The sequence below is a fragment of the Absicoccus intestinalis genome, assembly GCF_033971885.1.
Lineage (GTDB): Bacteria > Bacillota_I > Bacilli_A > Erysipelotrichales > Erysipelotrichaceae > Absicoccus > Absicoccus intestinalis.
In genome coordinates, this window is record NZ_JALBUS010000008.1 from 94,364 (window position 1) to 103,918 (window position 9,555).

The 9,555-nt window shown below is 40.5% G+C and carries 9 protein-coding genes; 1 reads left to right on the top strand and 8 read right to left on the bottom strand.

All coding sequences use genetic code 11. The features are described 5' to 3' along the window. Nucleotides 1-5: 5 nt before the first annotated feature. The 7 genes from MOZ64_RS06710 to MOZ64_RS06740 all read right to left on the bottom strand — a co-directional run bounded on the left by MOZ64_RS06710 (nt 6) and on the right by MOZ64_RS06740 (nt 8,662). Nucleotides 6-1,277 carry a cell division protein FtsA gene (locus MOZ64_RS06710; RefSeq protein ID WP_320325815.1) on the bottom strand — a complete coding sequence of 424 codons (1,272 nt, stop codon included), beginning with the start codon at nt 1,275-1,277 and terminating at the stop codon, nt 6-8. Nucleotides 1,278-1,365: 88 nt separating this feature from the next. Further along, nucleotides 1,366-3,549 carry a penicillin-binding protein gene (locus MOZ64_RS06715; RefSeq protein WP_320325816.1) on the bottom strand — a complete coding sequence of 728 codons (2,184 nt, stop codon included), beginning with the start codon at nt 3,547-3,549 and terminating at the stop codon, nt 1,366-1,368. Between the two features lie 17 nt (nt 3,550-3,566). Further along, entirely contained in the window at nt 3,567-3,845 is a 279-nt protein-coding gene (locus MOZ64_RS06720; protein WP_320325817.1) for a hypothetical protein, read from the bottom strand. Between the two features lie 22 nt (nt 3,846-3,867). Continuing rightward, nucleotides 3,868-4,824: a 16S rRNA (cytosine(1402)-N(4))-methyltransferase RsmH gene (gene rsmH, locus MOZ64_RS06725; protein ID WP_502547943.1), complete on the bottom strand. Its 957-nt coding sequence runs from the start codon at nt 4,822-4,824 to the stop codon at nt 3,868-3,870. A gap of 2 nt (nt 4,825-4,826) precedes the next feature. Beyond that, nucleotides 4,827-5,252 (bottom strand): division/cell wall cluster transcriptional repressor MraZ, encoded by a 426-nt coding sequence (gene mraZ / locus MOZ64_RS06730; RefSeq protein WP_441293712.1) that lies wholly within the window; start codon nt 5,250-5,252, stop codon nt 4,827-4,829. A gap of 148 nt (nt 5,253-5,400) precedes the next feature. Next, nucleotides 5,401-6,672 carry a peptidoglycan bridge formation glycyltransferase FemA/FemB family protein gene (locus MOZ64_RS06735; RefSeq protein ID WP_320325819.1) on the bottom strand — a complete coding sequence of 424 codons (1,272 nt, stop codon included), beginning with the start codon at nt 6,670-6,672 and terminating at the stop codon, nt 5,401-5,403. A 73-nt stretch (nt 6,673-6,745) separates the two neighbouring features. Next, nucleotides 6,746-8,662: an aconitate hydratase gene (locus tag MOZ64_RS06740; RefSeq protein ID WP_320325820.1), complete on the bottom strand. Its 1,917-nt coding sequence runs from the start codon at nt 8,660-8,662 to the stop codon at nt 6,746-6,748. A gap of 58 nt (nt 8,663-8,720) precedes the next feature. Between MOZ64_RS06740 and MOZ64_RS06745 the strand changes: the two genes are divergently transcribed. Continuing rightward, entirely contained in the window at nt 8,721-9,110 is a 390-nt protein-coding gene (locus MOZ64_RS06745; RefSeq protein ID WP_320325821.1) for a hypothetical protein, read from the top strand. Here MOZ64_RS06745 and MOZ64_RS06750 read toward each other — a convergent pair. Next, nucleotides 9,104-9,367 (bottom strand): hypothetical protein, encoded by a 264-nt coding sequence (locus MOZ64_RS06750; RefSeq protein ID WP_320325822.1) that lies wholly within the window; start codon nt 9,365-9,367, stop codon nt 9,104-9,106. The genes MOZ64_RS06745 and MOZ64_RS06750 overlap by 7 nt on opposite strands. Between the last annotated feature and the right edge of the window lie 188 nt (nt 9,368-9,555).

Sequence of the window (9,555 nt, forward strand, 5' to 3'; positions counted from 1 at the left end):
CCCTTCTATTCATCTTCTTCTTTGTTTTCGGATAAAATGACATTTTTTAGTTTCTTCGTGAAACCGCCCTCTTCACCATTTCTTGCTTTGTGATTAATGGCATCGATACTTGCACCTAATTCATTGACATTTGCACAGATCTTGTTGGAATGACGGATCTTATTGATGTCATTGTACGCATAGAAGACGCCAATGCAACAAGTGAAAGAAGCATCGCGGGCTCCCACATTTTGCGGTGCATAGATCGTTGCATTCGAACGAAATTCACTGGTTAGTTTACTGAAAATGCCAATGTTTGCCCCTTTTCCGGTCAATACAAATTCACTTGGTCCTTGTTGAAGGATAGGTTCACAAGCATCATTCACATTGTTGATCCATTCCTTGATGCGACCCACAACGACTTCGGTCAATTGATGGGCTGTGATCTCAATGCGCTGTTCACTACGCTGTTCAATATAAATGATCTTATCAATAGCTGGATCCACTTCGGTATTAAACACATTCTGCAATAAACGGAAACATACCGCATCACTCAATCCATATTGCTCTTTGATTTCTTCAATAAACCAACGGTACCCATGTTCCAAAACGGTACTGCTATATAATAAGCCATGGCTAAATAAAGTCAACACACAATGATCGGCTTCCAGATCCAATTGGATCATCAAACGATCTTGTGATTTGACAGCCACTGCACTTTCTTGGGCAATCGCATAGGCATCCAAATAAATATCTAAGATTTCCATGTTGGCTTGTTCAATGCAACGCGCAAAAGAATAAATCGTTTCCTTATCGGCAAACAACAATTCCACATTCATATAAAATTCATCGACGGGTGCACTGATCGGCATCTTTGTGGATGTTTGTCCATCCACCTCATAGGTGATGCGACCAATATTGACAAGTTCAACATCATCGGAAATTTTTTTCTGTACAGCTTTGTTTAACCCCTGTTGTATATGGAATAAACGAATGTATTTGGTTCCATCTTCCACTTGCACATGAACTCTTTGTTCTACATGTTGTACATTGACACTTGGAATCGCTAATAAAGCTCTTTCAATGCGATATCCCATTGCCGCATTCGCATTATTGCTTGCTTTGCGAATGGCTTGTACAACACTCGTTTCATCGACGATCTTTTGATTTTGAATGCCATCACACGCCACACGTTCTACACGTAAGACATTGAATTGACCTTCAAAAATTTCAAGAACAATCAGTCGAACTTCACGATCGGCAAGTTCAAAAGATGCATAAACTTTATTTATACTCATTCGACTTCTCCTTTACTACTGTTCAATAATACCATAATTTCTACAAAAATGAGATAAAGTTATCTGAACTTTTTCGGCACATCCATCCTTATTTCATCTTTACCGTGATCACCGAATCCGATGTGATTGGTTGTTTTGCTTTAACGCTTTGCGAACTGACTTTACCACTGCCCGAAGTCTTGATCGTAATACCCGTTAATTGACTATAGGCCGTAATGTCTTTTTGTGTCCATCCCGTCATATCCGGCATCGAAATCGAATTGCCATCGGTCAATACAAAAATCCGATCATTGGAATTGATGGTCTGGTTTGCATTCGGATATTGTGCCATGACATTCGTACCATTGCCAATATAGACCACATGAACTTTTTTTCCATCCATCTGTTCTTTGGCATAGTCCACACTATGATTCAATAAAGAAGGCATTGTATAACTAGCCCAAGAGGCATACTTTTTCGCATTTTCCTCATCTTGACCGCCCACACCTTCATAGACCAATGCTGCCTGCATGATCGTTTTGAAAGGATCGGCCGAATAATTTAAATAATTATCCGAGACCATGCCCCAATAGACCATGACCTTTGGATCATCGGCAGGTGCTGCCGCCATGACACTGGATGTATACGTATCTTCCTTATACGTGCCGGTCTTACTATCATAAATCTGTCCGGTACCGGTCTTGGCGACCATATCGACACCATCCATCTTAAATTTTTCACCACTGGCTCCATCATCCAATACATGACTCATTAATTCACGGACTTGCTTAGCAGTGTCACTGGAAATCGGCTTGTCAACTTGGGTTGGACTATATTTCTTGATGGTTTTTCCGGTATCTGCATCCGTAATGGAATCCACCACATAAGGCATCATCATTTGGCCATTATTAAAAATGGCCGTATACGCTTGCATCAACTGTAAGATCGTGATCGAAGATCCTTGACCAAAACCGGAATTCAAATAACCCATAGGCATGGATAAATTCTTTTGACCCGCTACCTCATGGATCCATGGTGTACCGACTTTTTGATAGAAACCAAATTTTTTGACGTATTTGCCATAATCTTTATAGTTGATATAATTGGCCAATAATTCACAAATACCGACATTACTGGAATAAGCCAAAGCTTGATCAAAAGTGATGGTTCCAAAGTCTTCACCTAAGGCATCGCTAATAGCAGGATATGGTGTCGTTCCCGATTGAATCCGGGTGATTTTCTTGGTGGATTCATCATAAGTATACAAGAAAGAACCAGCCCGATAGGTTTGATCTTTTGGATACACACCTGTATCAATGGCGGTCGCAAACGTAAAAGGTTTCATGACAGAACCCGGTTCATACGCCGATTCACTGATCAAATCGGTAAACGTAGAAATTGTTTTATGGGTATTTTGATTAAAGGTTGGATACGAACACCAAGCCAATACTTTGCCGGTGCTTGGTTCCATGACCACACACCAGGCACTTTCGGCATCATTGTCTTTCATTGTTTTTTTCAATTGGGTTTCCACGGTCTTTTGCAGATTGGCATCCAAGGTCAGCTTAACATTGGCACCATCTTCGGCTTGTTTGATTACATTGGTCGTACCTGGTAAAACATCACCACTGACCGTTTGTTGGTAAGTCACCTCTCCTTGGGTACCCGATAAATATTTGTTTAAGGTTTGTTCCAAACCCAATTTACCCACAATTTGTTGTTTGTCTTCGTCATATGCGGCAAAACCAACTAAATTGGATGCAAAAGGGGTACTTGGATATTTTCGCGTAACGGTTTGCTCAAAATCAATGCCTGTCAATTTTAACTTCTTGATTTTTTTCATTTTCGCTTTTGAGATTCGTTTGGTTCCCGATCCCAACTCGGTTTGAGACAACCCTTTATCTTTCGCATTTTGAATGGTGTCGGCCACTTGATCCACATCAATATCGGTCAAGACCGTCTTTAATTTTTTTGCCACTTGTTTGGGATGCTTGACATAGTTCGCCTTGCCATTGGCATCTACATTGCTAGAATCCACATACGCAATAACGGTATAGGCTTGTGTATCTTGGGCAATGACCGTGCCATTGCGATCCAGGATTTCTCCTCGTTTGGCCGAGACTGTCGTATGGACAATACTATTGCTGATGCGCGGATCCAATACATTGTGTCCGGTCCATATATGGGTTTTTGTGACCATGGTAAAAAGAACATTAGCACTCACTAATGTTCCAATAATAATCATCACTTGTATCACCCGAAAGAGTCGCTTATTGGTCGCTTTGATTTTCATATCATCAATCCCATCTATTAATCAATAATATATACATTTTTTTGATTCTCTGCAACCTTGTCATTTAATAGACCCAATACGCGTGACTTTTCTTCCAAGTTATTCACTTGGCTCGTTAGTTGATCGACTTGTTGCTGCGTTTGACTCAATTTTTTTGATAATTCCTGGTCACGCATCGACAATGTCATATTTTGCGAACAAATCACCGTCTTTGATAGGATATAGAAGACCAATGCGAGAACAAAAAAAGCAATTACTTTTGAATCCTGTGAAAAACGATGTTTCTTTGTATTCATACGTTTTTTTCTTGATGTATTATTATTTATTTTCTTTTGCTTCATTTTCAAAATTTCTCAGCCTTTCTATCCCTCTTAGTTTTGCACTATGTGCCCGATTGTTTTCTGCCAATTCTGTTTCGCTTGCCAAAATGGGCTTGCGATTGATCAGCTGATATTCCAATCTTTCTTCCCCTATCACTGGTATTCGTCGATTGACTTTTGGTGGTGTTGCCACCTGCTTGAACGTCTGTTTGACCATACGATCTTCCAAAGAATGAAAAGTGATCACACACATCCGCCCACCTATAGCTAAGCGGTGCAAGCCCTGATGTAAAGCCGATTCCAATTGTGGGAGTTCCCCATTTACTTCCATGCGAATCGCTTGGAAAGTCCTTTTGGCAGGATGTCCCTTTTTATTCAAGACTTTTTGTGGCAAAGACTGTTTGATCACATCCACCAATTGAAATGTCGTATCAATGGGATGTTCTTGCCTCGTTTGTACAATTTGTTGGGCAATCTTATGCGCAAATGGCTCTTGGCCAAAAGATTTGAGAAGACCGGTCAATTCATCTTGTGAATACGTATTGACAACGGTCCATGCATCTAATTCCTGGCTTTGATCCATGCGCATATCCAAACGTGCATCATACCGATAACTAAAACCGCGCGAACCATCATCAAATTGTGGACTGGAAACGCCAAGATCCATAAAGATCCCATCGACGACAGATACTCCTTGTTCATCCAGCACTTGGGCCAAACGTTCAAAAGGTGTATGAATACACGTGAAATTGGAACCAATGGCAGACAATCGCTTCGTACTTTCATCAATGGCGCTTTGATCACAATCCAACGCATATAAATGTCCTTGGGTGCACCGTTTTAATATTTCGCTACTATGTCCTCCACGACCCAACGTGCAATCGACATAGATTCCATCGTCTTTGATCTGAAGCATTTCAATGGATTCTTTTAGTAAAACACTCTTATGTTCCATAATTACCCCATGATTTCTGATAATTGTTCAGCCATATCTTCAAAAGCATCACTTTGTTCTGCTTCTTCATTTTCCCAGACATCCTTTGCCCAGATTTCCAGATGATTAGCCATCCCAATGATCAAACATTCTTTTTCTAATTTAGCCAGAGCGGCCAATGACGATGGAATGAGAATTCGCCCCTGACTATCCATTTCACATTCTGCGGCTTTGGACAAAACCATACGTTGATACCAACGTGCATTTTTGTTTGTGGTTGGCAATTTTGAAAGCCCCTCATAAACTTTTTCCCATTGTTGCATCGTATAGACATACAAACAGCCATCCAAACCACGTGTTACGACAACGTGTCCACCGAGTTCTTCACGAAATTTAGCTGGCATGATCAACCGCCCCTTACGGTCGATGTTATGCGCATATTCACCCATGAACACGTGTCATCACCCCCACTTTCTGACACAAACTGCTACTTTGTACCACAATAATACCCCATCCCCATCATTTTCGCTACTTTTTTTTCGATTTTTAAGACAACACAAAAAAAGCCAGTTACCAAATTTGATAACTGACTTCTGACTATTTTTTGAATACATGCTTTAAATTCTGCATCCGATTGATATTTTTCATCATTTTCGGATCACAAACCAAATCAAAATCCCCTAATAGTTCGATGGGACGACCACCCAAATGCTTTTTAAATAAGAAGACTCCATAGTCCGGACCTTCTTCATTAAAGATTCCACTGGTTCCGGTAAAATTATATCGATGCAGCCCCAAACGCTTGGCCGTTCGGATGGCTTGGTCTTGGATCACATACGGACCCGAATATTTTCTTAATTCATCATAAGAGCCGGAAGAAATATAATCCATTTCCCCATCATAAATCACAAAATAGGCACCTGATAGAATAATTTCTTTGCCATATTTTGCTTCCAATTCCTTCGTTGTTTGTTCCCAACGTTCAATTTGTGCGATTCGCTCCAACTCTTCCTTTTGCCGTCGATTCATCTTTTTACTATTGGGATTCTTCACTAAGATCGCATTGGTTTTTTCTTGTTCCTTTTGGATATCCGCAAGATCTTTGGCATTTTTTTCATGCACTTCGACCGTATCCAAATACGATACGATAACTTTGGCATGATCACTTCCTAACGCACGAATCTGATTTTGATAAGCAGCCAATCCCATGTCCGTAAAATGTCGTTTCTTTGCGGTATAGTCCATCAATTCCATAAAAGGATCTAGATGATCAAGATCCAATTCTTTGGTCTTGACCCCCATTTTTTTAGCTCGGGCAATGGTTCTTCTCGTATTGGGTTCGTAATTCGCAACAATATCGTCTTCGCTTAGATCATCCAGATCCATCACGACCATATAGCGAACTTGTCGATCTTCGGGCCATCCTTTGAAGAAACCTTGATGTGCATAGCCAAGACTGGCCAAAAAATCCGTCATCGCTTGATGATTCCAACCATTTTCAACAACTTGTCCATCGTCATCCAATTGTTGATACTCCACATATGGATCCATTCGTAGATAGGCCATGCCATGATCAGCAATATATTTCTTTAATGCTTCCGTAAAAAAAGTGGTCAATTCCGGATCATGAAAATCACATAAGATACCACGTTGGGCATAGGCATAATGATAGAATCGCATGACGGGTACTTTACTAAAGCCGGCAGCTGCCAAAACTTGGTTGGCATCATCCACCACACCCACATAGTAGGTTTCCCAACCATTTTGTTTCTTTAATTCGATCATCTTGGAACTATTTAAATAAAAACGACCTGCACAATGTGTCGCAAAATCTTCATATTCTTGGATTGTTAATTCTTTGAATTTCATATTGTCACTCCCGCATGGAGTGTATCATTTCCCAAGCAAAACTACAAGATAAAAAGAGGAGCTTGTCCTCTTCTTATTGATGATTACGAATATAATTCAAAGCACCACCATCCATCAAGATATCCAAATCTTCTTTGGTCAATTGTGCCGTAGCCTTAAACGTTTTATGTTTTGTCAGATCTTTGACTTCTATGGTTGGTTGGTCATATAGCCCTGGAACATGGACAACTTCCAATTCATCCATTTCATCGATCGCATCATAATCGGCTTTATCCACAAATTCCAATGGTAGGATTCCAAAGTTGATTAGATTGGCATGATGGATTCGTGCAAAGCTCTTCGCCAATACTGCTTTGATGCCTAAATACATCGGTGCCAAAGCCGCATGTTCACGAGAAGATCCTTGCCCATAGTTTTCACCCGCCACAATAATGCCGCCATGGTTGGCCTTACAAATTTCATCAAAATGTTCTTTGTTGTTCATAAAGACAAAAGTAGATAATTTTTCAATATTAGAACGATATGGCAAGACTTTCGCACCAGCTGGAGCAATGTGATCGGTCGTGATATTGTCAGGCAACTTGATCACAACTTTCTTATCAATATTTTCGGTCATCTTGGTATTTTGTGGTAACGGTTTAATATTTGGACCACGAACAATTTCCACATCTTCAGGTCGATCACTTGGTGGCAAGATCATGGAATCATCAATGAAGATGGGTTCCGCGCTAAAGGTATCTTCATAGTCTTCTTGGGTTGGATCACTGATCGATCCAGTCAAAGCAGAAACCGCAGCGGTTTCGGGTGAAACCAGATAAATACCTGCACTCAATGTTCCGGAACGACCGTAGAAATTACGATTGAAGGTACGCAAAGAAATACCATCGCTCTTCGGCGATTGTCCCATACCAATGCATGGTCCACAGGCACATTCAAGAATTCGTGCACCCGCTTTGATAAATACGCTCAAAGCTCCCGTTTCAATCAATTTTTCTAAGACTTGACGAGAACCTGGAGAAATGACTAACGAAACATTAGGATTGATTGTTTTGCCTTTTAAGACATTGGCCACTTTCATCATATCTTCATAGCCAGAATTGGTACAAGACCCAATCGCTACTTGATCAACTTTGATTCCACGCAATTCCGTAATCGGTTTGACGGCATCAGGGGAATTCGGACAAGCGGCCAATGGTGTTAATTGATCAAGATCAATTTCAACCAGGCCATCATAGCTTGCGCCTGGATCAGCAGCCAATGGTTGCCAATCTTTCACCCGATTTTGACGGGTCAAGAATTCTTTGGTGATCTCATCACTCGGGAAGATCGAAGTGGTTGCACCTAATTCGGCACCCATATTGGTGATGGTTGCACGTTGATACACACTTAATGTCTTGACTCCTTCACCTGTATATTCGAAGACTTTGCCAACGCCACCTTTTACGCTCAATTGACGCAGTAGTTCTAAAATGATATCTTTGGCAGAAACACCATGTTTTAATTGACCGCTCAAGCGAACTTCGATGACTTCAGGCATGGTCAATCGATAGGGGATCCCTGCCATCGCTTTGGCAACGTCCAGTCCACCAGCACCAATCGCAATCATGCCCATGGCCGATGAAGTGGGCGTATGGCTATCCGATCCAATCAATGTTTTTCCTGGTGTCGCAAATCGTTCCAAATGCACCTGATGACAAATCCCATTTCCTGGTTTTGAGAAATAGATGCCATGCTTAGCCGCTACGGATTGTAGATAGGCATGATCATCCGCATTCATAAAACCATTTTGTAGAGTATTGTGATCTACATAACTAACGGACAGATCCGTTTTGACTTGGTCTACCCCCATGGCTTCCAACTGCATATAAGCCATGGTTCCTGTTGCATCTTGGGTCAATGTTTGATCCATACGAATCTCGATCGGAGATCCTTTTTTTAGCTCCCCTTTGATCAAATGGGCTCTTAAAATCTTCTGTGTTAAATTTTCCATTTTTTCACATCCTTTTCAAAAGTGTATCATAATCTTGTTTATATGGTAAAATATAGATATGAAAAAAATCAATGAATTCTCAATCTGGCTGCTCCATTGGATCGAAGTGATCATGGCGATCATCTTGATCTTAGTCGTCGTGATCCAATGTTTTGATATCATTGCCCAATTGCCATCCTTCTTCTTTAATAAAGTACCGCTTTCTGATGTTTTATCGTATGTCTTCAACTTTATCATCACGATTGAATTCGTTCGCATGTTGTTGATTCATTCGATGGAAAGTGTCACCGAAGTATTGATCTTTGCGATTGCACGAAGCATCATTGTTGGCCATCCAGAAGCAATAGCTCTATTTTTTGAAATTTGTTGCATATTCTTATTGTTGTCGGCAAGGAAATACCTGCTGTTTGAAAATGAATTGGAAAAAGAAAACGAAGAAGATCAATAGTCTTCTTCGTTTTCTGTATCTTCACTATCCAATAAGATCTCACGATTCTTTGATACTACAATATAGGTGCCCTCTTTTGGATACTCTTCATCGGTTGAATCCGAGAGAATTTCTAATTCACATGGATAGCCATTGGCTTCCAATTCTTGAATCAAACCTTCTTTTCCTAATTTTTTTGTTAAGTTGCGACCACATGCACAATTGCCATATTGATCCAAACATTGATAAACCCAGTCTGGAATTGTCTTTTTTGCCATGATGTATCCCCTCCTAGAATAATCTGTATTATACTCGAAAAGAAAAAGGGAGGCAAGCCTCTGATATGATCCCCTAAAAGTAGACAGTACAAATACACAAAATGTACTGCCCTGCTTTTGGGGGATTTTATTATGGGACGAAAAGCCAAATATACATTTGAACAAAAGCTACAAGCTGTATTGGATTA